We start from the raw sequence: 24,373 nt of genomic DNA on the forward strand, positions 1-24,373 counted from the left end.
CAATTGAATTATTGATTCGCTTTACCTTGTTCAATTTCTCTTTCACGAGCAACAGTTTTTAGACGTGCAATCGTTTTTCTTACTGTGCGAATACGTGCAGTTTCCTCTAATTGACCTGTAGCTAACTGAAAGCGTAGGTTAAAAAGCTCTTCTTTTGAAGATTTGATTTGTTCTTCGATTTCTGAAGTGGTTAAGTCTCTAATTTCCTTAGCTTTCATTTGTTTCACCACCCAATTCTTCACGTTTTACAAACTTAGTTTTAACTGGAAGTTTGTGACTTGCTAAACGTAATGCTTCACGCGCAACTTCTTCGTTTACGCCTGCGATTTCAAATAAAATTCTACCTGGTTTTGCTACTGCAATCCAACCTTCTACTGCACCTTTACCAGCACCCATACGTACTTCTAAAGGTTTTTGAGTGTAAGGTGTATGTGGGAAGATTTTAATCCAAACTTTCCCGCCACGTTTCATGAAACGAGTCATTGCAATACGAGCTGATTCGATTTGACGAGATGTGATCCAAGACGTTGTAGTTGCTTGCAAACCATACTCACCAAATGTTACATAGTTACCGCCTTTAGAACGACCAGTAGTTTTAGGACGATGTTGACGACGATATTTTACACGTTTTGGTAGTAACATTACTATTTTCCTCCTTCACTAGTGTTCTTAGTAGGAAGAACTTCTCCACGATAAATCCATACTTTGACACCTAATTTACCGTAAGTAGTGTCAGCTTCTGCATGTGCATAACCAATGTCAGCACGTAGTGTATGAAGTGGAACAGTTCCTTCTGAATATTGTTCAGCACGAGCGATGTCAGCTCCGCCTAAACGACCTGAAACTTGTGTTTTGATACCTTTGGCACCAATTTTCATTGCTCTTGTAATAGCTTGTTTTTGTACACGACGGAATGAAGCACGGTTTTCTAATTGGCGTGCAATATTCTCAGCAACTAATTTAGCATCTAAATCAACTTTTTTGATTTCGATAACGTTGATGTGTACTTTTTTGTTTGTTAATGAGTTTAATTTGTTACGTAATTTTTCAATTTCTGAACCGCCTTTACCGATAACCATACCTGGTTTACCAGTATGAATAGCGATGTTGATACGATTAGCAGCACGTTCAATTTCAACGTGTGAAACTGATGCTTCTTGTAATGCGTTATCAATATACTTACGGATTTTTAAATCTTCGTGTAATAATGATGCGAAGTCTTTTTCTGCATACCATTTAGCTTCCCAATCACGGATTACACCAACACGAAGTCCGATTGGATTAATTTTTTGACCCACAGTGTACCCTCCTTAAAAAATATATTAAGCTTCTTTAGCTTCTTCTTTACCGTCACTTACGACGATTGTAATGTGGCTTGTACGTTTGTTAATCGCACTTGCACGACCTTGTGCACGTGGACGGAAACGTTTTAATGTTGGTCCTTCATTAGCATAAGCTTCTTTAACTATTAATTCATCAGTGTTCATGTCATAGTTATGTTCAGCATTAGCTAAAGCGGACATTAATAATTTTTCTACTACTGGTGATGAAGCTTTGTTTTTTAATTTTAAAATTGCAATAGCTTCTCCAGCGCTCTTACCTCTAATTAGATCTAATACTAATCTAACTTTACGAGGTGCGATTCTTATTGTTTTAGCAACCGCTTTTGCTTCCATTCGAATTTCCTCCTCTACCTGTTAGAAATTATCTTCTAGTTTTTTTGTCGTCTGCAGCGTGTCCTTTGAAAGTACGAGTTGGTGCGAATTCTCCTAATTTATGACCAACCATATCTTCTGTTACGAATACAGGCACATGTTTACGTCCATCATATACAGCGAATGTATGTCCGATAAAATCAGGGAAAATAGTTGAACGACGTGACCAAGTTTTGATTACTTGTTTTTTCTCGCTTCCGCTTTGAGCTTCAACTTTTTTCTTTAGATGATCGTCAGCGAAAGGTCCTTTTTTAATACTACGAGCCATAGTGGCGCCTCCCTTCTTATTGTGTGCGTGCAGCTATTAAGCCGCACACGCAAATAAGTTATTTTTATTTTTTCTTACGTCCACGAACGATAAGTTTGTCTGAAGATTTTTTACCACGACGAGTTTTCTTACCAAGCGTAGGTTTACCCCAAGGTGACATTGGAGATGGTCTACCGATAGGTGCACGACCTTCACCACCACCGTGTGGGTGATCGTTAGGGTTCATTACAGAACCACGAACTGTTGGGCGAATGCCTTTCCATCTAGAACGTCCTGCTTTACCAACGTTTACAAGTTCATGTTGGATGTTACCAACTTGACCAATAGTAGCACGGCAAGTTGAAAGAATCATACGTACTTCGCCAGATCTTAATCTGATTAATACATATTTACCTTCTTTACCAAGTACTTGTGCACTAGCACCAGCTGAACGAGCAATTTGTCCACCTTTACCAGGTTTTAACTCGATGTTATGGATTACTGTACCTACTGGAATGAATTGTAATGGTAATGCATTACCTACTTTAATATCTGCTTCTTCACCGCTTTCAAGAACTTGACCTACTTTTAGGTTTTTTGGAGCGATGATATAGCGTTTTTCACCATCAGCATAAACTAATAATGCAATGTTTGCTGAACGGTTTGGATCATATTGTATTGAATCAACTTTAGCATTGATTCCATCTTTATTACGTTTGAAGTCAATAACACGGTATTGACGTTTGTGTCCTCCACCGTGGTGGCGAACTGTCAATTTACCTTGGTTATTTCGTCCCGCTCTTTTCGGTAGCGGTTGTAATAATGACTTTTCAGGTGTAGTTTTCGTGATTTCAGCGAAATCTAAACTAGTCATATTACGACGACCATTAGTAATTGGCTTATATTTTTTTAGAGCCATTGTCGTTTACCTCCTTATTGGTAATGTTTTTTAGTTGAAAAGATCAATTGATCCTTCTTTTAATTTAACGATTGCTACGCGTTTTTTGTTTGTATAGCCTTGGTAACGGCCCATACGTTTTTTCTTTGGTTTGTAGTTAATGATGTTTACATTATCAACTTTTACATCAAAGATTTCTTCAACAGCGATTTTAACTTGTGTTTTATTAGCACGAGTATCAACGTCGAATGTGTATTTGTCTTCAGCCATAGCAGCTGAAGATTTCTCAGTGATTACGGGGCGCTTAAGAACGTCTCTTGCTTCCATTATCCGAGCACCTCCTCAACTTTTTTAGCAGCTGATTCTGTAATTACTACACTGTCAGCGCTTGTGATATCTAGAACGTTTAAACCTTGAGCTGTAGTTACTTGAACACCAGGGATGTTACGTGCTGATAAAGCAACATTCACATCTTCAGATTCTGTTACTACTAATACTTTTTTAGGTTGTTCTAAATTAGAGAGTACAGTTTTGAACTCTTTTGTTTTTGGAGCATCTAGGTTTAATGCATCAACAACAGTTAAGCCTTTCTCTTGTACTTTGAAAGATAATGCTGAGCGTAATGCTAAACGGCGCATTTTCTTAGGCATTTTGTATGAGTAGCTTCTTGGTGTTGGTCCGAATACGATACCACCACCACGCCATTGTGGAGCACGGATTGTACCTTGACGCGCACGTCCTGTACCTTTTTGTCTCCATGGTTTACGTCCACCACCACGTACTGCTGAACGGTTCTTAACAGCGTGAGTACCTTGGCGTAATGAAGCACGTTGTAAGTTAATTGCTTCAAAAAGAACGTTGTTGTTTGGTTCGATTGCAAATACTGCATCGCTTAGTTCAACTGAACCTGATTTAGTTCCATCTACTTTTAATACATCATAATTAGCCATTATGCAATTCCTCCTTTCGTTGTATATTATTTATTACCTTTGATTGATGATGTGATTTCTACAAATCCTTTTTTAGGACCAGGTACATTACCTTTTACTAAAATAACATTGTTTTCAGCGTCAATTTGTACAACTTCTAAGTTTTGAACTGTTACAGTGTTACCGCCCATACGTCCAGGCATTTTTTGTCCTTTAAAGACTCTTGAAGCATCTGATGCCATACCTACAGAACCTGGGGCTCTGTGGAAATGAGAACCATGTGACATTGGACCACGTGCTTGATTATGACGTTTAATGGCACCTTGGAAACCTTTACCTTTAGATACGCCTGTTACATCAATTACGTCTCCAGCTTCAAATGTATTAACTGAGACTTCTTGACCTACTTCGTATTCATCAACATTAACGTTTCTGAATTCACGAATGAAGCGCTTAGGTGCTGTGCCTGCTTTTTTAGCATGTCCTTCAGCTGGTTTGTTAGCATATTTGCTTGATCTGCTATCTTTTTTATAAGCTTGTTTGTCTTCATAGCCTACTTGGATAGCGTTGTATCCATCAATCTCTTCAGATTTCTTTTGTAATACAACGTTTTGGCTTGCTTCTACTACTGTTACAGGGATTAAATCACCATTTTCTCCGAAAACTTGTGTCATCCCGATTTTTCTTCCTAAGATTCCTTTGGTCATCGAAAGTCCACCTCCTAATTTTTTCTATTATAATTTGATTTCGATGTCTACGCCAGATGGTAAGTTTAAGCCCATAAGAGCATCAACTGTTTTTGGTGTAGGGTTAACAATATCGATTAAACGTTTATGAGTACGTTGTTCGAATTGCTCACGTGAATCTTTATACTTATGCACGGCACGAATAACAGTATAAACTGATCTTTCAGTCGGTAACGGAATTGGTCCAGAAACATCTGCACCAGAACGTTTCGCTGTTTCAACAATTTTTTCTGCTGATTGATCGATTACTCTGTGATCATAAGCTTTTAATCTGATTCTGATTTTTTGTTTTGCCATAATTTTCCCTCCTTATATCGTCTACATTTAAGTGATAGACTTCTCCACGAAAACTATCTCACACAGCGCCATGGCAAAGCGGCCGGGTGTGTCAGTAACCTTTCGCTTCATCGCGTGTTCTTAAAGTCCAACATTAGATATGATACATGATAAACAGTGATTTATCAAGCTTTTCTGCAAAAGTTTTGAAACTTTTTGTCTAACACATACTTTGTTATTGTACTTTATTAGGAAACGCACTTCAACCTCTTTTGTAATTTTTTTAGTTCTTTGTAAAATTTTTATTAATCTCTCTTCATATTATTATTCTAATAGTTTACTTTCCTTTATAATTAAAAACAGTTAGGTGGTGAATTATATGAAACGTGGTATACGTATGACATTGTTAGTATTATCTGTCTTACTCATAGTTAGTGAATTGGTTTACGGAATTCCATTCTTAGGTGGAAGCATTGTTTTAAGTTTTGGTTGGCAGCCTTTACTTATTAACGCGCTACTCTACTTTATAATGATGATTATATTAATAGTAGATAAACAAAATTCTATTAAGCCGATGATGTTTATTCCTTTATTAGGTGTGATTGGTTCTTTCTTGGCTTTCATTCCACTTGTTGGTATGGTGATCCATTGGATTTTATTCTTTTTAATGCTATTTTTCATTTTCATTTTATTATCTACACCACTATATGTACCAAACAAATACGCAAAGGTAATTTATACGGAGGATCGACGTAAGAATCATTAATTATTATCGTAGGATACCTGCCCAACTCAAATGTAATTAGCGCAATCCAACGGTATATGTCATAAATTCTTCTAAGCATTTTGATCTGGTTATCCGCTTAAACTACTATAACTTTAAAATGTATATAATGAAGAAACTCGATTTTAGTTATTTATGTAAGAACAAAACTAATTCCTAAACACTTATACTTTCATTCAAATAATAAAATTAAAAGCACATTGTTCAATGTCTAAATGACAGAACAATGTGCTTTTATTTCGTTTTGTTATCCGTGAACAAAGATAAAGTACAATATAAATAAAATCATCAGTGCATACATTATTGGATGTACTTCTTTATGACGTTTTGAAATTAACATTGTAATTGGATAAAAGATAAATCCACAAGCAATACCTGTTGCAATAGAATAAGATAAAGGCATCATAATAATCGTTACAAATGCTGGAACTGCTACTTCGAATTTTTTCCAATCAATTTCAGCAAAGTTAGCTGCCATTAAGACACCTACTACTACTAACGCAGGCGTAGTCACCGCACTGGTTACTACCTCCATCAATGGACTAAAGAAAATAGCTAACAAGAAACAGAAACCTGTAACCACACTCGCAAAGCCGGTTCTTGCACCTACTGCCACACCTGAGCTTGATTCAATGTATGAAGTCGTCGTAGTTGTACCAAAGATCGCACCAACGATTGTTGCTAGTGAGTCAGAGAACAACGCACGTCCTGCTCGTGGTAATTTATTATTTTTCATAATCCCAGCTTGAGTTGCCACAGCAACGAGTGTACCAGCTGTATCAAAGAAATCAATGAATAGGAAAGTTAATATAACGATTAAAAATTGAACCGTTAATAATTGACTAGGATCCTTAAATGCTTCAAACGCAGCGCCAAACGTCGGTTCAATACTAGGTACTTGTCCAACGATACCACTAGGTGTATGTATCAGCCCTGTGAACATACCTACGATAGATGTTAAAACCATTCCTATAAAAATCGCGCCAGGTACTCTAATAGCATAAAGTATTACTGTCACAACGATACCGAAAATAGTAAGTAATACAGGTCCGTCTGTGATATATCCTAATGTAACTAGTGTAGAATCATTTTTAACAATTATACCTGAACTTTGTAAGCCGACAAAGGTAATAAATAATCCAATCCCAGCCGAGACAGCCATTTTCATTTGATAAGGTATGGCATTGATGATGACCTCTCGAAGCCCCGTCATCGTTAACACTGCGAAAACTAATCCTGAAAATAATACGCCTGTAAGTCCGACTTGCCATGGTATACCCATTGTTAAAACAACAGTAAATGCGAAAAATGCATTTAATCCCATACCAGGTGCTAATGCAATCGGATACCTTGCTATTAATCCCATAAATAACGAGCCTACAAACGCCGCTAATGCTGTAGCTACAAATATTGCGCCTTGGTCCATTTTCATATTTTCAGAAACACCATCGACGCCGGCTAAACTAAGTACTTGAGGGTTAACAGCTAAAATATAAGCCATCGACAAGAATGTTGTAAGCCCGCCAAGTATCTCTTTCTTATAGTTTGTTTCGTGTTTATCAAACTTGAAGTACTTTTTCACGGTTAGTTCTCCTTTTTTTAAAATACTTACATATTTTAATACCAAACGAACTATTTTACAATAGCAAACACGAACCTTACTTAAATTTTTTAACTATTTGTTCGAATTATTTAGAATTTTAAACCCTTCAAAGCATCTTGAAACGGGTTATTTTCAATACCTTCATCATTATTCATATATTTTTTCAGATCTTTTTTATTTACTTTATCTGATTTTTTATTTTTGTGTCGTTTATCCATTTGAGCTTGTGTTTCAGTATGTCCACAAACACAACGATATACTGCGTCTTTGCCTCGACCAAACAGCGTCATTTTTTTATGACAGTTTGGACAACGTGCGTTTGTTTTACGTTGTACATTTTTTTTAGTTTTACACTGTGGATCCTGACACACTAACATTTGGCCATTTTTCGTCTTGACTTTAATCATAAATTTGCCGCATGTAGGACATTCAGTCGTTGTTAGGTTGTCATGTTTATAATTTTGTTCACTTTCTTTAATCTCATTGACTACCTGATTTGTAAAAGCTTTCATTTCAGAGATGAATTGGCTCGCATTATATTTCCCTTGTTCTATGAGTAGAAGTTTTTCTTCCCATTCTGCTGTTAATAATGGAGAAGTGAGTTTTTGTGGCGCTAATTCCAATATTTGTTTCCCTTTTGACGTAACTTTTATTTTACCATCACGAGCTTCAATAGCGTTCATATTAAATAGCTTTTCTATGATATCCGCTCTCGTTGCAACCGTACCTATACCGCCCGTGTCTTTTAATGTTTTATCGTGTTTTTTATCGCTTAAATCAAAGAATTTTTGTGGGCTTTCCATCGCTTTCAAAAGTGATCCTTCATTAAAATAAGGTGGGGCCGTTGTCTCATGTTCTTCTATTAGAATTTTAGTTACATTAAGCTTTGTACCCTTCTGTAACTGATCTATCTGAGTATTTATACTTTCTTTATTTTCATAAATTGCTTTAAACCCTAATTTAGTAGTTACTTTGTCCTTAAAAGTAAATGTATGCTGCCCTACTTTGAGTTCAATGGCGATTGCTTCGTATTCGTGTGGCGGCATTAGGTTTTCTAAATATCTCTGAGCAATCATCATATAAATTTTAGATTCCCTTTGGCTAAGTTGATTGATATCTGGACGCACTTCTGTGGGAATAATTGCATGGTGATCAGATACTTTATTATTATTAACAAATCTTTGTTTTGATGAAAATGTTTGTGACATTTGTGCTTTAGCCATATCTTTTAATGAAGTGGCCATAATCGCTTTCAATCTATCTTTGAGCGTATCAACCATATCATCTGTTAAATAGTTAGAATCAGTACGTGGGTAAGTTACTAACTTATGACGTTCATACAACGTTTGCAAGGTATTCAAAGTTTCTTTTGGTCCAAGATGAAATCGTTTATAAGCATCTTGTTGTAAATCCGTTAAATTATATAATTGTTGTGGATATGCTTTTTTATGTGTCTTGCTAATCGATGCAATGTGCCCGGATTGCCCATCGATTGCTTTTTTTATACTTTCCAAAACAGTTTTATCAGGATGCGACTGTGGCTTAGTACAATGGAAAGTTAAACCAGCCGCATTGAGTTTCATTGTATAATAGGTCTGAGGTTTAAAGTGATTGATTTCATTTTGTCTCATTTGAACTAATTGTATGGTCGGAGTCTGTACACGACCCAATGAGAGTTGTGCATCATATTTTGTAGTCAGTGCACGTGTAGCATTAATACCAACTATCCAATCTGCTTCACTTCGTGCTAAGGCAGCATGATATAGATTATTAAACTTACGTCCATCTTGCAGTTTATTGAAACCTTCTTTGATTGCTTTATTGGTTACAGAACTAATCCATAAACGCTTGGTCGGTTTTTTATTATGCGCTTTATCCAATATCAAACGAGCAACCAGTTCTCCTTCTCGTCCTGCATCTGTCGCAATAATAATATCTTTTACTTTATTATTATTAATTAATGATTGCACTGTCGAAAATTGTTTTCTCGTTTTACTTATCACAATTGTTTTCATTTTATTGGGTATAATCGGTAAATCATTCAATTTCCATTCTTTATAACTTGCATCATATTGTTCTGGTGTCGCATTTGTTACTAAATGCCCTAATGCCCATGTAACAATATATTTATTATTTTCAAAATATCCATTACGTTTTTCATTAATGTTTAGCGTATTGGCAATGTCTCTACCAACTGAAGGTTTTTCAGCTATAATCAGTGATTTCATAATTTCGCCCTTTCAAATTCAGTATTATATTTATTGTAACATGTATGTAGCACATCAAAACTTCCATTTACATCGAAAAGTTCTTATAATTAACTTAATAGATTATTATACGGAGGTATTGTTATGAAAATTGTTCAATTAAATAACTATGATCAAATTGTAAAGTTTATAAATGAAGCCGATTATCACTACACATCGTACTTATACAAGCTGCCACAAGCACACGATGATGTTGAAGCAACGATTAGACAATCCTTAGAGGATCCAGGCGTATTTGCACAAGTTGATGACCAAGCACAAATTGAAATGCTCATGCTTGCATTTAAATATGAAGAAAATAAATATAAAGTGCTCGGTCCTTTTGTCAGGAAATCACTTTCACTCACTGAAGAAAATTTTAAAACTTTATTTGAAGCTTTGGTTCAAAGCAAACCGGATACTGCGAATTTTAATTTTTCATTCGAGGAAACGGAACAAGATTACATGCCTTTTATGAAAGAAATTGAAGCTTCCTATAGTTTTACGGATTATCATCTCATATCTACACAAGATATAGGTAAAATTGATCATGCTCAAAACATTACTACCTACCAACCTGCTTATTATCGACTATTCGAGAAGTTACACCATGATACCTTTAAACACGATGTGATGACTGCAGAAGAAATCATTGAATCGTTAGATAGTCACAATAAATTATTTATATTTATGTCTGAAGGCTTATTAAAAGGTTATCTTTATTTACAAGTTTTTGAAAATACGAAAAAAGCTGAAATCAAATATTTTTCTTCACACACTGACTATAGATTTATGGGTATTGCTTTTGATTTATTATCCTATGCACTTCAATATACATTTTCAAATTATGATGTTGATAAGATTTATTTCAAAATTCGCAGTAAAAATAATACACTCGTGGAACGATTTCATGAATTAGGCTTCAACATCAATTATGAATATAAAAAATTCAAATACGTTGCTGCACATATTGGCTGATTTTTAATTAAGAAGCAAGCAAAACAAGTTCGTTAATACACAAATAAAATGTATGTTTAAAACATAATAAACAAAGAAATCGCTCTTTTTAATTTAATATTTTTTACTAACGTAATATTTTGTTTTAAACTAGATGTTCAGGAACAACCAAAGATGGTTATTCTCGAGGGACAATATAATAGAAAGAGTGAGTATATATGGATTTGTTAATTGCGTTATTGCCTGCATTATTCTGGGGTAGTGTTGTTTTAATTAACGTGCTTGTTGGTGGTGGCCCATATAATCAAATTAGAGGGACAACATTAGGTACATTAATTATCGGAATTATTTTACTACTTACAGGTAATGCAAAATTTGATGACCTCGCCGTCATTATTGTTGGTTTAATCTCAGGTGCATTTTGGGCGCTTGGTCAGGGTTATCAACTTAAATCAATTAGTCTAATTGGTGTTTCAAAAACGATGCCAATCTCTACTGGTTTACAATTAGTTGGTACGACATTATTCAGTGCTATTTTTCTTGGAGAATGGAGTACAGGGATTCAAGTTACATTAGGTTTAGTTGCTATGGTGTTATTAGTAATTGGTATCGCATTAACTTCAATTAAAGGTAAAAATGAAGCTTCAGGCGGTAACAATAAATTCGGCAAAGCAATTCCTATATTGATTATTTCTACAGTAGGTTACGTTGTTTATGTAGTCGTAGCACAAATTTTTGGTGTAGATGGAATGAATGCCCTCTTCTTCCAATCAATAGGTATGGCTATTGGCGGTTTAATACTTTCTGCTAAACATGAGACATCAGTAAAAAGTACTATGTGGAATATTATCCCAGGTGTCATTTGGGGAATTGGTAATTTATTTATGTTCTATTCACAACCTAAAGTTGGTGTAGCAACAAGTTTCTCATTTTCACAATTATTAGTAATTGTATCTACACTTGGTGGTATCTTCTTACTAGGAGAAAGAAAAGACAAACGCCAAATGATTGGTATTTGGGCTGGGATTGTATTAATAATCATTGCAGCCTTTATATTAGGTAATTTAAAAGGTTAGGCATCATTTAATATATTACACATCATTAAGTTTAGAACATCGACATAGCGTTCAGCGTTAATTGTACTATTCCAAATTAACAACACGTCTGTTCTAAACCTTTTTGTAGGAATAACTTTTAAGGAGGCTTCAATATATGTTTACAGATTTAGAAAATAAAGTAGTTGTGATTACAGGTGGTAGTAGCGGTATTGGTAAAGCAATGGCAGAACAATTCGGTAAAGAAAAAGCAAATGTTGTCATTAACTATCGTTCAGAAAGTAGCTTAGATGCTGTTGCCGAATCTATAAAACTAATAGAAGACGCTGGTGGTAAAGCGATTAAAGGATATGCTGATGTTTCTAAAGAGGCAGACGTCGAACAATTAGTCAAAACTGCAGTTGATACATTTGGTACTTTAGATATCATGATTAACAATGCTGGTTTTGAAAAACCAATTCCTACGCACGAAATGCCCTTAGATGAGTGGCAAAAAGTCATTGATATTAATTTAACCGGTGCATTCATAGGTGCTAAGGCCGCTGTTAATCAATTTTTAAAAGAAGATAAACCAGGTATTATCATTAATACATCAAGTGTTCACGATAAAATTCCATGGCCAAACTATGTGAATTATGCTGCAAGTAAAGGCGGTTTAAAATTAATGATGGAAACAATGTCAATGGAATATGCACAGTATGGCATTCGCATTAACAATATATCTCCTGGTGCTATCGTAACAGAACATACAAAAGAAAAATTCTCAGATCCGCAAACGCGTGCAGAAACACTTGAAATGATTCCAGCCAAAGTTATTGGCGACGCACAACAAGTGGCTAATGTTGCAAGATTCCTTGCTTCAGATTTAGCAGACTATATTCACGGTACAACAATATATGTTGATGGTGGTATGACAAACTATCCTGCATTTATGGGTGGTAAAGGCTAATCTCATTGCTACCAACAAAAGACAGAAAGCGAACGCTATCATGCGCTTTCTGTCTTTTTATTTATCTATATATTAATTGTATAAATTAATACTTATTAAGAAACAAAACACGACCAATAATCGTTTTATATTGATCGTGTTTCTTTTTATTATTAAATTTTAGAGCACTTTAAACAAACAACATCTGATAAATATACAAGATAATAATACTAATCACGATTGTTAAATTAGTAACCATCCCTACTAGAGGCAATGTTTTATATTTAAACTGAATTGAATAAGGTATAATCGCTACACCTACTGGTAAGAGCCATGCTACTTGTAATGTAGTCTTTATCATTTCATCATTCACTGGCAAGAAAAAGTGAACAAGTAAGCCAGCAATGATACCAAGACCATAATGCGCTACTAAATACTTAATAGCAATTGGTAAAAAGCGTTTATCTATACTAAAATTCAACATTAACCCTAGAAGTATCATTGATAATGGCATATTTGCACCTGATAACACAGAAAAGAAATCAATGACTGGGTCTGGAAAATGAATATTCATCATATTTAAAATAAACATAATAATATATGTCATAAGTGGTACAGACTTCAATAAATTTTTTCCTAAATATTTAAAATCAAAACTGTCTCCACCACTGCTAAAATAGCTTCCTACAAAATAAGTCACACCAAACATAATGATTGCGCCACCAATATCGGCCATACCAAAATAAATCATCCCAGTTTCTGGCCAAATCGCCTCAACCAGAGGGTAAGCAAATAAGCCAATATTTAAAGAAGCCATCATCATACCTGTTGCACCACGAATTTGATTATCATATTTTATAAAGAACCATACAATTATTACTTTTGTAATGACACCATATAAAATCATCATAATAGGTAAAATAGATAACGAGACATCCAATTTAGCTTCATTCAAATTCACGATAACTAAAGAAGGCAACGTGACATTTAATACTAATGTCGACAGTACTTGGCTATCATTCGCTTTAAAGTAATTGATTCTTTTAAGCGTATAACCTAATGCAATGAGTAAAATAATTATGATAAATTGTTGTGTCACAATAATCCTTCTTTCACTAAGTTATTTCATTTTCATTCTATTTTCATACCTTAACATATAAAATGGTTATTTTAGAAGCTTTCAATTTCATGTTATAATTCAATTCAAACTGGTGTAGGCGTTTTCTACCCGCAAAGGAGTGTACGCTAATGGATTTGAATGAAAAATTAGCTGAACTAAAATATGATTATGTTCGATTACAAGGTGACTTAGAAAAAAGAGAATCTGTTAATCAACAAGTCGATCCTTTAGTAAAGCAACTTGAAGAAATAGAAAAAGAAATTGCATCTGTACGTTCAGAAATTAGTCAAAAAGAACATAAATAACATCCTAGTAAATATTTTTTTTACATGCTAAGATTAAAGGTGAACATAGAAAGGATGTAACAATATGCTACTCTATCTTATCTTTTTACCAGTACTCTATCTAATCGTGTGTTACATAAGCATATTTAGAATGGATACGATTATCACGCGTATTTTGCGTATTATAATGGCCTTGCTCTTATTATTTGTTGTTGCAATTACGACATTATCATTCCCTGCAATTAATTGGTGGGTTTTCATCATATTGTTATTATTAGTTGGTAATGTTGAAATCACTGCTTTCAAACATAGTAAGAAAGACCAAAAAGCGGTTCAAATCTTAAATATCATCAGTATTATATTATTTATAATCTATGCTATTTTAACATTAGTTTTATATTAATTGGTAATTCTGATACTCAAAAATATTTTAGCTATACGCTGTTTAATTAAAAGAGTCTGGGACATAAATAGTTGTCTCAGACTCTTTTTCGTTTAGGCAGTTGATGACTGAATTGAAATGTAAAGTCTCACTGGTTTAAAGAACTACTTTTTCAATTTATGAAAATCAGTAGTTCTTATGCATAAGCCAAAGCTTATGTATTCTGCATAAAATTCTAGGAGACTTATGCATCGGCTTTAGCTCAGATAAACATTTCAATCCTAGTCATCCTTGCCTTGATTGCATAGGTGGGACTACGAAATCTCTATTAAAAAATTTGATTTCTGTCCCAGTCCCCTATTTTTTTTATTTATTATGTTTTTGTCGATTCTCTATTTTACGTTTAAGGGTAAACAATATTTCATATATAACCGGAACAACAATCAATGTTAGCAATGTAGATGAAATTAATCCACCTACAACCGTTGCAGCCATACCTTTTGAAATAATGATTGAACTATCTTCACCAAATAGCATTGGGGCTAGAGCACCGATTGTAGCAAGTGCCGTCATTAAAATTGGTCTGATACGCGTGCCACCCGCTTCTAATAACGCTGCTTTCATTTCAAGCCCTTGTTTTTCCTTATTAATCACTCTATCAATCAATACAATCGCGTTCGTTACTACGATCCCAATCAGCATTAACATACCTATCATACTTGGTACCGATATTGTCTCTCCCGTTATAACTAAAGCCACTACTACACCTATAATGGTATATGGTAATGAAAATAGAATTGTGAAAGGTGCCAGTGCGCCTTTAAATGTCAATACAAGCACTAGATATACAATGATAATAGCTGCTAACATAGCCATCGCTAATTGTGTTATGGCATTGCTAATATCTTCATTTGCACCACCAACGTTAACTTTTACATTGCTTGGTGTATCGATATGATTTACTTTCGACATTATTTTCTGTGATGCACCACCTACGTCATCATTTGTAATTTTAGCTGAAACGGTTGCGATTTCATCTCCAGCCTTCGTTTCAATTTTGTTTGGCGTTGTCGATTCTTCTAACTCAGCAATATCACTTAATTCCACAGACTGACCTGTGGGAGATTGCAACTCTGTGTTTTCTAACTTATCTTTTGACCAATCTGTTTGCTTATCTTCCTTAATTTTAACATCTATGGACTTCCCTTTTTCTTTAACAGTTGTCACACTTTCCTCAGGTGTATTCTGATTCAAGGTCATTGCTAACTGTGAAGCAGATAATCCATAACTTGCTGCCTTATTCTGATCTATTTTAATATTATATTGATCATAGGTTTGTGTTAAATCTGATTTAACATTTGCAGTCCCACTGACATCTTTTATTTCATCTTCAACTTTCTTCACTGTACCTTTAATTGATTCTAATGATGGACCACTAACAGTAATTTCTAAAGCATTATTACTGCCACCAGTACCCATATCTTGATTTGACCACTCACCAGGATGTTTGTATGTTTCAATATGATGTAACACCTTATCGGGTTCTTCATCAAAATGAGTTGTGTTCGAATCGTACTCAACCATAATCGCCATACTATTAGAGTTACCAGTTGGATCATTAGGTGTTGGACCGCCAACTGAATATTGAACTGTACGCACTTTATCTTTACTATTCAGATATTTTTGTACTTGCTCTGCATGGTCTAATACCCCTTTTTGCGTTTCTCCTGGTTTAGGCGTATAAGTTAATGCCATATATTTATCTTCACCCGTAGAAATAAAGCTAGTTCCTAGTTTGGCAGCCCCAAGTCCAATACTTGCAATTAATATAATTGTACTGACAATAATGACTATCCATTTATGATTTAATGACCAGTTCAAAACGGATTTATACTTTCTACCGATAAATCCTAATGATGTTTCCTGTTTATGCTGTATTACACCTTTTTTAAAGAAAGTAGCACTTAATGCAGGAACAATCGTAATAGATACAAGTAATGAAGCTAGTAAACTAAACGCGATTGCCAGTGCAAATGGTCTAAACATTTCTCCTACAGAGCCACTTACAAAAGCTAATGGCAAGAACACGACAATTGTAACAATCGTCGATGACATGATTGGTTTAAATACTTCGCTTGTAGCACTTACAATGAGTTGATCACCTTTAAGTGCTTCTGATTTATCAGATAATCGTCGGTAAATATTTTCAACAACAACGATAGAATCATCAATAACACGACCTATCGCAACAGTTAATGCTCCTAACGTTAAAATATTCAATGAAACATCTGATAATTTCAACGCAACCATTGCAATTAAAATGGACATGGGTATAGATACAATTGAAATGGCAGTCGTTCTGATATTTCTTAAAAATAATAGAATTACGATAATCGCTACAATGGTACCTAGTGCAGCTTTCTCAATCATTGTATACAATGCATCTTCTATTGGTTTTGCTGTATCCATCACTTTTGTAGCAACCATTTTCGGATTGTCTTTTATAAATTGATCAATTTCTTTTTTTGTATCTTTGGCAACTTGAACAGTGTTTGCATCTTGTGCTTTTGTAATTTGAACATTAACTGCATCTTTACCGTTTGTTTTAGATATAGATGCCCGCTCATCGCCTGCAGATACTTGTGCAATTTCTTTTAATTTTACGGATGGTACTTCAGAATCACTTGATTGGCTACTCGATGCTGTAGTTGCAGATTGGGAAGCAGAAGCTTGTTGCTCAGCACCTTGACTTGACGCTCCGTCATCACCTTGAGATTGACTATCTCCTGTTGCTGCAGATAACGGAATGTCTAAATTTTCAAGTGCTTTAACGGATGTAAATTGACCATCAATAACGACAGATTTCTCAGTATCATTAAATTGAAATAGGCCTAATGGTGTTTCACTTGTAGCACTTTTCAAATACTGTTGAACACGCTCTTTAGTTAACCCACTTGCTTCTAATTTATCTTGGTCAAATTTTATTGATACTTCTCGTGACGTCTGCCCATTAAGTTGCGCATTTTGGACCCCCTCAATTGTTTGAAGTTTTGGTAATAACTGATTATTAATTTTTCGTGTTGTATCTTTTAAATCATTATCATTGGTAGTAAATGAATAAGCAACTATTGGAAAAGCATCCATAGAGCTTCTTGTTAACTCCGGCTCTTCAACATTCTCTCCAAATTTTATTTTATCTAACTCTTTTTTGAGGTCGTTCTCTGCTTTATCTAAATTAGTACCTTCATTATATTCAACCGTAACCATTGATGCATTCTGTATAGATTGAGCATTAACATTCTTAACACCTGCCATCGATCTAATTTGATCATCAATCTTATCACTTACATCTTCTTTTACTGTTTCTGGTGTAGCACCTGGCATGGAGGTTTGTACGGTAATCATTGGTGGCTCTACGTCAGGTAATAATTCTAATTTCATTTTGCTACTGGCATAAACACCGCCCAATATAACTAACAAAACCATTAAAAATATTGCAAATTTATTTCCTAATGAAAACTGCAACAATTTTTTTATCATGTATTTTTCTCCTCTCACATATCCCTTTAACAGTTCTAATTTACCACAAGTATGGTCCTGAAAATATGTAGTTTATTAATTATAGACAATTTGTCCTGTGACATTTAGTTGAACTTTTAAATTTCAACATCACTATGTGTATCATTATTCCATGGCAATCATAAAAAATGCGTGCTATAAAGTTGAATCAATGTATTCTAACTCTATATAGCACGCGTCTATTTATTCTGAAATGCTTTATTTTTTTAATTTTCGAGACAGTTTAATTTTGGCTTTTGTAAGTTTTGGTTTAATATTCTCGATAATTTGATATAAAGGTGCATTTAACACATAGTCGAATTCACCAATTTTTTCACTTAAATATGTGCCCCAAACTTTTTTAAATGTCCATAAACCATAATGGTCTGAATCTTTATCAGGATTATTATCAGTTCCACCAAAGTCGTATGACGTTGCACCATGTTCTCTTGCATATTGCATCATAGCAAATTGCATATGGTGGTTTGGTAAGAAGTTACGATACTCATTTGATGAAGCCCCATATAAGTAGTAAGATTTTTTACCAGCAAACATTAATAAAGCACCTGATAAATAAATGCCTTCTGGATGCGTTGATTCTAAAGTAACCATTTCATCAATGAGTTCTTGAGTTTTGGCTATTTTATTATCAGCATCATTTATTTTATTAAGTGTCTTCTTATCCTGCTTTTTATCTGCAAGTTTTGCTTTTTCATCTTCTAGTTCATGCAATTCTTGTCTTAAATCTTCTAAAACAGGTTTAGGTTCTAACTTCACTAAAAACAACTCAGCATCCCCATCAGGGTGTAATGCATCATATATATTTTCAAAATAACTAATATCTCTAGTTAAAAAACCATCTCTTTCGCCTGTTATTTGCATTAAATTAGCAAATGTTTTCAAACCTTCTCTATTTGAACGTTCAACTGTAGTACCACGTTTTAAAGCTAATCTCACTTTTGAACGATTTCTACGTTCAAAACTTTGAATTAATGCTTCATCCGTTTTTTCTATTGGTGTAATCATAGTCATTCTTGGTTGAATATAATCTTTAGATAAGCCCTCTTTAAACCCTTTATGTTTAAACCCAAGCGCTCTTAAATTAGACAAAGCGTCTGCACCTTTATCTACTTCAACATCTGGATCAATTTTAATAGCATATGCTTTTTCTTCTTTGGCAATTTGCATTGCAGCTTCAAGTAAAGTTTCTAATGCCAACTTGTTACTATAATCTGTTACAAATCCTCTTGAAATATAGCACAGTGTATAAGGTAGTTTAGGTACTTTTTTAAATAGTAGTTGCGCTACCCCTACAATTTCATCGTCTTCTCCAACTGCGATACGTCTTGAGTACCATCCAGTTAATGTTTTAGTTTCTGCCCACTGCGTTAATTGTAATAAGTCACCTTGTGGGTGTGCTTTAACAAATGCATCATGTGCTTGATCTGTAATATTCATTTTTTCCATAAAAACTGATGTCTCCTTTATCAATTCAATACTTTGGTATTATACAATGCTTTTAGCAAACTTTCACATAGAATTCACTCATTTGATATACTATAATAAATTTAGAAATGAGGTGTAACTATGCGTAGTATTATTATTGGATTGTTTTTAATTATTAATTTAGTTTTCGTTATTCAAGCTTTTATTGAACCACTGACAATTTCATATTTAAGTCTAAGAATTATTTTAGCAGCATTAACTTTTGTCATATCTATTTACTTACTGTTATTGCGTACTAATAAGTTTTCAACTTATTTAACTATTTTAACACTTATTATTTCATTGATACACATATTCATTATCGCTCATAGTGCTTATATTTACATTTATTAATCTGCCTCAAATATATAACTTAACCCTCTTATAATTAAAGTATATGGAGAAGTCGTTTTACTATCTTTAATTGTTATTGATTTATATCCTGAGTTAGGACCATCACTTATTTTAAATATCAAATCATCATGTTTTAATTTAAGTATTGTGACTTTCTCATCTTCACTAACTATGTCCATATCAAACCAATGTTGCCATTTTTTCACAGTATGTGCGCGTTCGGTACTATGCAAATTAATGGATTTAATCATAAATTCTTTTTGGCGAAGTGCTTCTAATTTTTCATTCCTTTTTTGCTCGTTCTCATCCCACTGTATAAAGAACGGTGGCTTCACTCTATAGTCTGGATCTGCAATATATAATAATTTCCAGGATGTCTTATCACCTTTAATGTTTTCTCTGTGCATTTCAATCGGACCGATAACATCTATACCTTTTTCTTCTAAATCTTCCTTAAGTTGATTGATGTCAGCCGTACTTAAAGCTAATGTCTTCATTCCTTGACTATATTGGTCTTGCACAATTTTAGATGGGAATGATACACGCCCTTCATCCGATTTCACTATTTTTTGCAAAACTTCCGGTTTATAAACATCCAACAATTCTACGTAAGCATTTTCTAAATAAGCTAATCTATTAAATGTACCAAAACGCTCATGTTGTCCACCTTGGTTCAAAGTTAATAAATGACCTGGAAATTTAAAGTTCTCTAACTGATGAATATAATGGATAATATGATCTAATTTCAAATATTGCATTAATTTCTCTCCCCTAAGCTTCCTTTAGCTTCATCATAACAAATTGCATACGACTTTACTTCTCATAACACATCCATACAACTTTCTTTCATATTAAACTCACCAAATGTCGGCGCTTATTGTCACTTTTCCTCAACTATTTATACATTGACTCAATTACAAATGTGAGAAATGACAAATTTTCTGAAATTCCCACCAGCTTGCCCTCATTTCAATCACTATTTCTTCATTTATTATCAATGCATGATTTTTTATGTTCGCTTAAGTCTTTTTAACATCAAACAGGTTATAACTTGATTTTAAAAATAAAATACTATTGCTTTATCCTACAAAAAGGTTTACAATATTGTTTGTTGCTAAATAGGTTAGCCTAGCTAACTATTAAGGAGGATCTTATGGACTCACAAAGTATATTCAATCATCTAACAGCTATTTATAGACCCTACACTAAATTTTTCCAACCGGTATTTGAGGAATTTGATGTTTATCCCGCACAATGGTTGGTATTAAAAGATATTGCTCAAAACGCACCAACGACACTCGTTCAAATTTCAAAGCGTCGAGCAATTGAAAAACCAACTACAAGAAAGATTTTAAAAGTACTTTCTGATAAATCATTACTTACGATTGAACCTGGAGAAGATAAAAGAGAAAAATTATTATCTTTTTCTGAAAAAGGACAGCAACTTTATGGTGCAATCAATACACGTATATGTGATGTACAGGATAAAATTATTGAAAATACTGGTTTATCAGATGATGAACTTAACTATGCAATACAAGTCATTCAAAAGATCCATGAACAAATTATCAATATGGAGGAATAGTCAAATGAATCAATCCACTTCTCTGAAATCACCGATTTGGACAAAAAGTTTTAACATTAACTTTTTTACTAATTTTTTAATTAATCTATGTATGTATCTACTGATTGTTATTATTGCTAGTTATACAAAATCAGAGTACCACGCCTCAGATAGTGTTGCTGGACTAGTTACAGGGCTATTTATTATCGGCTCATTAATAGGTAGATTTACGACTGGTAAATATGTTAATAAAATTGGGCCTAAACGTATATTACTCATTGGTTTAGGCTTTTTATTAGTTACACAATTATTTTATTTTATAGAAGGTTCTTTAGCTTTCTTAATGGTAACTAGACTCGTTAATGGTATTGCTACAGGTATTACTACAACTGCTACAGGAACAATTGCAGCTTATGTCACACCAAATGACAGAAAGAGTGAAGGCATTAGCTTATTCTCCTTAAGTTTGGTCATAGGTGCAGCAATCGGACCATTCTTCGGTTTATTACTAATCAATAGCTTCCCTATTAAATTATTATTCACAATCTGCTTACTCTGTGGCATTATCAGCTTTATTATTTCTTTCTTTATTAAATTACAATTTGAAGTAGAAAGTAACACAGAGTCTAAAAAGCAAACGACTCAATCTAAAAAATTCAATATTAACAATTATATTGCAAAAGAGGCTGTACCCGTTGCAATTATCATGTTGATTTCCGGTTTAACCTATTCATCAATTCTTACATTTCTACAATTTTTTGCCCAAGAAATTAATCTTGTAACAATATCAAGTTACTTCTTTATATTCTATGCAATTGCTTCACTTATTACACGCCCAGTTGCTGGTCGATTAATGGATCAAAAAAACGAAAATGTAGTAGCTTATCCAGCATTCATATTCTTAATCATTACTTTCCTTACTTTAAGTATTACAAACAATGGTTGGTTACTCATAATTGCTGGTTTATGCTTAGGTGCTGGTTACGGCAATATTTCATCTTGTATGCAAGCCATTGCGATTAAAGTCTCACCGCCAGCTAAATATGGTATTGCGACTTCTACTTACTTTATTGGTCTTGATTTAGGTTTAGGATTTGGACCTTATGTATTAGGGTTCTTTACATCAACTGTGAGCTACGCACAACTTTATGCAATAATGGCAATCATCGTTTTAATCACAGCGATCATTTACTACTTTGTACACGGCAGAAAAGTTAAAAATTTAAGTTCATTTTAATTAAAAAATTAGAGTCTGAGACACCGCTTGATGTCTCAGACTCTTTTTAGTTCGACAGTAAATAACTATAAAGTATATTCCCCTACGATATTAAGTTAGTAGATTTTCTGGATCAGTTAAGGTAATCCACTCCTAGCCATTCCTTATCGAATATAAACCTACAGAACTTTTATGGATATTTGATTGTAATCCTATCTGATTGTTTTAATTTATGTATATCACACTATTGTGCTATTTGAATTTTTTCAATTTCATTGATAATGTCATCTAATAATTTACTCTGTATATCATTATAATAATAAAAAACTTGTCTTTCATCCGTTTCTGAACGCACTTTAGAAATGAGCTCTTTTTTATAAATTTTTCTAATAATAACGTCAATTTTACTCGTATCCCAAAGCATTTCAAAATGCAAGGCATCTCTTAACTCTTTACCGCTCATTTTCTTTGCTTCATACACTTTATACAATATGACAAATTCTTCTATTGATAAGCGATGTACAGATTTTAACCAATGCTTTAATTGACTTAATGCTCTTTCAGAATTTATAAAATATGATACTTTACTTTCCATAAAAAATGGCCTCCTTATTGACTACTCTCGTTGTGTTCTATGGCTTTATTTAATGAATAAGCTTCAAAAGTATTATATAACACTTTCTTCATTTAATCTATTATTTTTATTGAAACAGATAAATATTATCTTCAATTGAATATAATTTATATAATCTCAAATGAACATCTTAAAAAATTTGTATTACTCAATATCTTTAGACATAAATTAACAAATTTTATCTATTTTATATTTTGCGAAATTAAATATCATTAAAGGTTAAGCATCCTATCATTTTGACCTTGAAATTTATTAAAAGGCAATTAAAAATAGGCATCTTTCCATTTTCAATTCAGTCATCTACTGCCTAAATGAAAAAAATCTGAGACATCTATTTTGTCCCAGACTCATTTCATTTTTTATTATCCACCTATATAATTCATGTTTATTTTTTTACGTTTTCTATTTGCAACTGTTTGTTCAGTTCGTTCATCAGAATAGCGGTCATCTCTGATATTCCATAATGCTTTAAATTGTTCGAATAATTCATTATCAGTTGCGCCATTGCGCATAAATGACTTAACATTAAATCCATCTACAGTACTAAATAAACATCCATAAAACTTACCATCTGATGAAAGACGTGCACGTGTACAAGTAGAACAGAATGACTGAGAAACACTTGTTATCAAACCAAATTGTGCTTTATTATCTTTATGCTGATAATATTTTGCAACTTCACCATAATATTTCGGTGCCACTGGCTCAATATCAAAATTCTGCTCTATCATTTCAAGCATTTCGTCTTTTGACACAACTTTACTAAAGTCCCAACCATTATCATTACCAACGTCCATAAATTCAATAAATCGAATTTGTACATCTTTATCTTTAAAGTATTGCACCATAGGTACGATCTGGTCATCATTTACACCTTTTTGTACCACTACATTTACTTTCACTTGAAATCCTATAGCAACTGCATAATCAATTTGTTGTAAAATCGTAGAAGCCTTAATATTTCTATTGTTTATGGCTTGGAACACAGCATCGTCTATTGCATCTAGGCTGACATTGATACGTCTCAAGCCAGCATCGTATAATTTTTGACCGTGTTTTTTTAATAATAAACCATTTGTCGTTAAACCAATATCTTCTACACCTTCTAATTGATTTAACTGGTATATCAATTTATCTAAATCACGTCTTAGTAATGGTTCCCCACCTGTAATTCTTATTTTTTTCACACCTAATTGCGTGTATACCTGTGCAATACGTACCATTTCATCAAAGGTAAGCAACTCATCTTTAGGTAAGAATACAAAGTCATCACCAAATATTTCTTTCGGCATGCAATAATCACAACGGAAATTGCAACGATCTGTAACTGACAGTCTTAAATCACGAATCGGACGTCCAAGTTTATCAGTTATTTGCTCTACCATAACATTA

At 33.6% G+C, this 24,373-nt stretch carries 27 protein-coding genes; 9 read left to right on the plus strand and 18 right to left on the minus strand.

Annotated elements, in window-relative coordinates; all coding sequences use genetic code 11:
* Positions 1 to 8 precede the first annotated feature (8 nt).
* From rpmC to rpsJ, 10 genes are all read right to left on the minus strand, one after another.
* Positions 9 to 218 carry a 50S ribosomal protein L29 gene (rpmC, locus tag L987_RS09275; protein WP_002482620.1) on the minus strand — a complete coding sequence of 70 codons (210 nt, stop codon included), beginning with the start codon at positions 216 to 218 and terminating at the stop codon, positions 9 to 11.
* Positions 208 to 642, minus strand: a complete 435-nt coding sequence (gene rplP, locus L987_RS09280) for a 50S ribosomal protein L16 (RefSeq protein WP_002482619.1) — start codon at positions 640 to 642, stop codon at positions 208 to 210. The genes rpmC and rplP overlap by 11 nt, the downstream gene beginning before the upstream one ends.
* Positions 643 to 644: 2 nt before the next feature.
* Positions 645 to 1,298 (minus strand): 30S ribosomal protein S3, encoded by a 654-nt coding sequence (gene rpsC, locus L987_RS09285; protein ID WP_002482618.1) that lies wholly within the window; start codon positions 1,296 to 1,298, stop codon positions 645 to 647.
* A 24-nt stretch (positions 1,299 to 1,322) separates the two neighbouring features.
* Positions 1,323 to 1,676, minus strand: a complete 354-nt coding sequence (gene rplV, locus L987_RS09290; RefSeq protein WP_002482617.1) for a 50S ribosomal protein L22 — start codon at positions 1,674 to 1,676, stop codon at positions 1,323 to 1,325.
* Between the two features lie 28 nt (positions 1,677 to 1,704).
* Entirely contained in the window at positions 1,705 to 1,983 is a 279-nt protein-coding gene (rpsS, locus tag L987_RS09295; RefSeq protein ID WP_002482616.1) for a 30S ribosomal protein S19, read from the minus strand.
* Positions 1,984 to 2,047: 64 nt separating this feature from the next.
* Positions 2,048 to 2,881, minus strand: coding sequence for a 50S ribosomal protein L2 (gene rplB / locus L987_RS09300; protein WP_011302600.1), 834 nt, complete (start codon positions 2,879 to 2,881; stop codon positions 2,048 to 2,050).
* A gap of 30 nt (positions 2,882 to 2,911) precedes the next feature.
* A complete protein-coding gene (rplW, locus tag L987_RS09305) occupies positions 2,912 to 3,187 on the minus strand; it encodes a 50S ribosomal protein L23 (RefSeq protein WP_011302599.1) in 276 nt (91 codons plus the stop codon).
* Positions 3,187 to 3,810, minus strand: a complete 624-nt coding sequence (gene rplD / locus L987_RS09310) for a 50S ribosomal protein L4 (RefSeq protein ID WP_002482613.1) — start codon at positions 3,808 to 3,810, stop codon at positions 3,187 to 3,189. The genes rplW and rplD overlap by 1 nt, the downstream gene beginning before the upstream one ends.
* Positions 3,811 to 3,836: 26 nt before the next feature.
* Complete coding sequence (gene rplC, locus L987_RS09315; RefSeq protein WP_037537923.1) at positions 3,837 to 4,496, minus strand: 50S ribosomal protein L3; 660 nt, start codon at positions 4,494 to 4,496, stop codon at positions 3,837 to 3,839.
* 27 nt (positions 4,497 to 4,523) lie between these two features.
* On the minus strand, positions 4,524 to 4,832 hold the full coding sequence (gene rpsJ, locus L987_RS09320) for a 30S ribosomal protein S10 (protein WP_002482611.1): 309 nt from the start codon (positions 4,830 to 4,832) through the stop codon (positions 4,524 to 4,526).
* Between the two features lie 358 nt (positions 4,833 to 5,190).
* Between rpsJ and L987_RS09325 the strand changes: the two genes are divergently transcribed.
* A complete protein-coding gene (locus L987_RS09325; RefSeq protein WP_011302597.1) occupies positions 5,191 to 5,577 on the plus strand; it encodes a hypothetical protein in 387 nt (128 codons plus the stop codon).
* 265 nt (positions 5,578 to 5,842) lie between these two features.
* On the opposite strand, the gene L987_RS09330 is transcribed toward L987_RS09325, so the two are convergent.
* Complete coding sequence (locus L987_RS09330) at positions 5,843 to 7,177, minus strand: NCS2 family permease (protein ID WP_047504381.1); 1,335 nt, start codon at positions 7,175 to 7,177, stop codon at positions 5,843 to 5,845.
* Between the two features lie 110 nt (positions 7,178 to 7,287).
* A complete protein-coding gene (locus tag L987_RS09335; protein ID WP_011302595.1) occupies positions 7,288 to 9,426 on the minus strand; it encodes a DNA topoisomerase III in 2,139 nt (712 codons plus the stop codon).
* A gap of 123 nt (positions 9,427 to 9,549) precedes the next feature.
* Between L987_RS09335 and L987_RS09340 the strand changes: the two genes are divergently transcribed.
* The 3 genes from L987_RS09340 (at position 9,550) to L987_RS09350 (ending at position 12,405) form a co-directional block, all read left to right on the plus strand.
* Positions 9,550 to 10,422: a GNAT family N-acetyltransferase gene (locus L987_RS09340; protein WP_011302594.1), complete on the plus strand. Its 873-nt coding sequence runs from the start codon at positions 9,550 to 9,552 to the stop codon at positions 10,420 to 10,422.
* Between the two features lie 197 nt (positions 10,423 to 10,619).
* Positions 10,620 to 11,477, plus strand: coding sequence for a RhaT/GlcU family sugar-proton symporter (locus tag L987_RS09345; RefSeq protein ID WP_011302593.1), 858 nt, complete (start codon positions 10,620 to 10,622; stop codon positions 11,475 to 11,477).
* Positions 11,478 to 11,613: 136 nt separating this feature from the next.
* Complete coding sequence (locus L987_RS09350; RefSeq protein ID WP_047504384.1) at positions 11,614 to 12,405, plus strand: glucose 1-dehydrogenase; 792 nt, start codon at positions 11,614 to 11,616, stop codon at positions 12,403 to 12,405.
* A 169-nt stretch (positions 12,406 to 12,574) separates the two neighbouring features.
* Here the strand turns inward: L987_RS09350 and L987_RS09355 are convergent, their stop codons facing one another.
* A complete protein-coding gene (locus L987_RS09355; RefSeq protein WP_002482604.1) occupies positions 12,575 to 13,483 on the minus strand; it encodes an AEC family transporter in 909 nt (302 codons plus the stop codon).
* Positions 13,484 to 13,632: 149 nt separating this feature from the next.
* Between L987_RS09355 and L987_RS13930 the strand changes: the two genes are divergently transcribed.
* Both L987_RS13930 and mspA read left to right on the plus strand, forming a co-directional pair.
* Positions 13,633 to 13,809 (plus strand): SE1832 family protein, encoded by a 177-nt coding sequence (locus L987_RS13930; RefSeq protein WP_002482603.1) that lies wholly within the window; start codon positions 13,633 to 13,635, stop codon positions 13,807 to 13,809.
* A 64-nt stretch (positions 13,810 to 13,873) separates the two neighbouring features.
* Positions 13,874 to 14,191, plus strand: a complete 318-nt coding sequence (mspA, locus tag L987_RS09360) for a membrane stabilizing protein MspA (protein ID WP_011302591.1) — start codon at positions 13,874 to 13,876, stop codon at positions 14,189 to 14,191.
* A 345-nt stretch (positions 14,192 to 14,536) separates the two neighbouring features.
* Here mspA and L987_RS09365 read toward each other — a convergent pair whose 3' ends face one another.
* Together L987_RS09365 and L987_RS09370 are read right to left on the minus strand one after the other, a co-directional pair.
* Positions 14,537 to 17,710, minus strand: coding sequence for an efflux RND transporter permease subunit (locus L987_RS09365; RefSeq protein ID WP_047504387.1), 3,174 nt, complete (start codon positions 17,708 to 17,710; stop codon positions 14,537 to 14,539).
* 237 nt (positions 17,711 to 17,947) lie between these two features.
* The gene (locus L987_RS09370; RefSeq protein ID WP_047504390.1) at positions 17,948 to 19,195 is read right to left on the minus strand and encodes a lipid II:glycine glycyltransferase FemX; all 1,248 of its coding nucleotides are present in this window, start codon (positions 19,193 to 19,195) and stop codon (positions 17,948 to 17,950) included.
* Positions 19,196 to 19,315: 120 nt separating this feature from the next.
* Between L987_RS09370 and L987_RS09375 the strand changes: the two genes are divergently transcribed.
* Complete coding sequence (locus L987_RS09375) at positions 19,316 to 19,567, plus strand: hypothetical protein (protein WP_011302588.1); 252 nt, start codon at positions 19,316 to 19,318, stop codon at positions 19,565 to 19,567.
* On the opposite strand, the gene L987_RS09380 is transcribed toward L987_RS09375, so the two are convergent.
* A complete protein-coding gene (locus L987_RS09380; RefSeq protein WP_002482599.1) occupies positions 19,564 to 20,325 on the minus strand; it encodes a VOC family protein in 762 nt (253 codons plus the stop codon). The genes L987_RS09375 and L987_RS09380 overlap by 4 nt on opposite strands.
* A 395-nt stretch (positions 20,326 to 20,720) precedes the next feature.
* Between L987_RS09380 and L987_RS09385 the strand changes: the two genes are divergently transcribed.
* The gene (locus tag L987_RS09385; RefSeq protein WP_011302586.1) at positions 20,721 to 21,152 is read left to right on the plus strand and encodes a MarR family winged helix-turn-helix transcriptional regulator; all 432 of its coding nucleotides are present in this window, start codon (positions 20,721 to 20,723) and stop codon (positions 21,150 to 21,152) included.
* Positions 21,153 to 21,156: 4 nt separating this feature from the next.
* Positions 21,157 to 22,368: an MFS transporter gene (locus tag L987_RS09390; RefSeq protein ID WP_047504393.1), complete on the plus strand. Its 1,212-nt coding sequence runs from the start codon at positions 21,157 to 21,159 to the stop codon at positions 22,366 to 22,368.
* A 223-nt stretch (positions 22,369 to 22,591) separates the two neighbouring features.
* Here the strand turns inward: L987_RS09390 and L987_RS09395 are convergent, their stop codons facing one another.
* Positions 22,592 to 22,942, minus strand: a complete 351-nt coding sequence (locus tag L987_RS09395) for a transcriptional regulator, SarA/Rot family (protein ID WP_047504397.1) — start codon at positions 22,940 to 22,942, stop codon at positions 22,592 to 22,594.
* A 401-nt stretch (positions 22,943 to 23,343) separates the two neighbouring features.
* Positions 23,344 to 24,366, minus strand: coding sequence for a GTP 3',8-cyclase MoaA (gene moaA / locus L987_RS09400; RefSeq protein ID WP_011302584.1), 1,023 nt, complete (start codon positions 24,364 to 24,366; stop codon positions 23,344 to 23,346).
* Positions 24,367 to 24,373: the final 7 nt, after the last annotated feature.

The sequence above is a fragment of the Staphylococcus sp. ZWU0021 genome (genome assembly GCF_000798895.1).
Classification (GTDB): domain Bacteria; phylum Bacillota; class Bacilli; order Staphylococcales; family Staphylococcaceae; genus Staphylococcus; species Staphylococcus saprophyticus.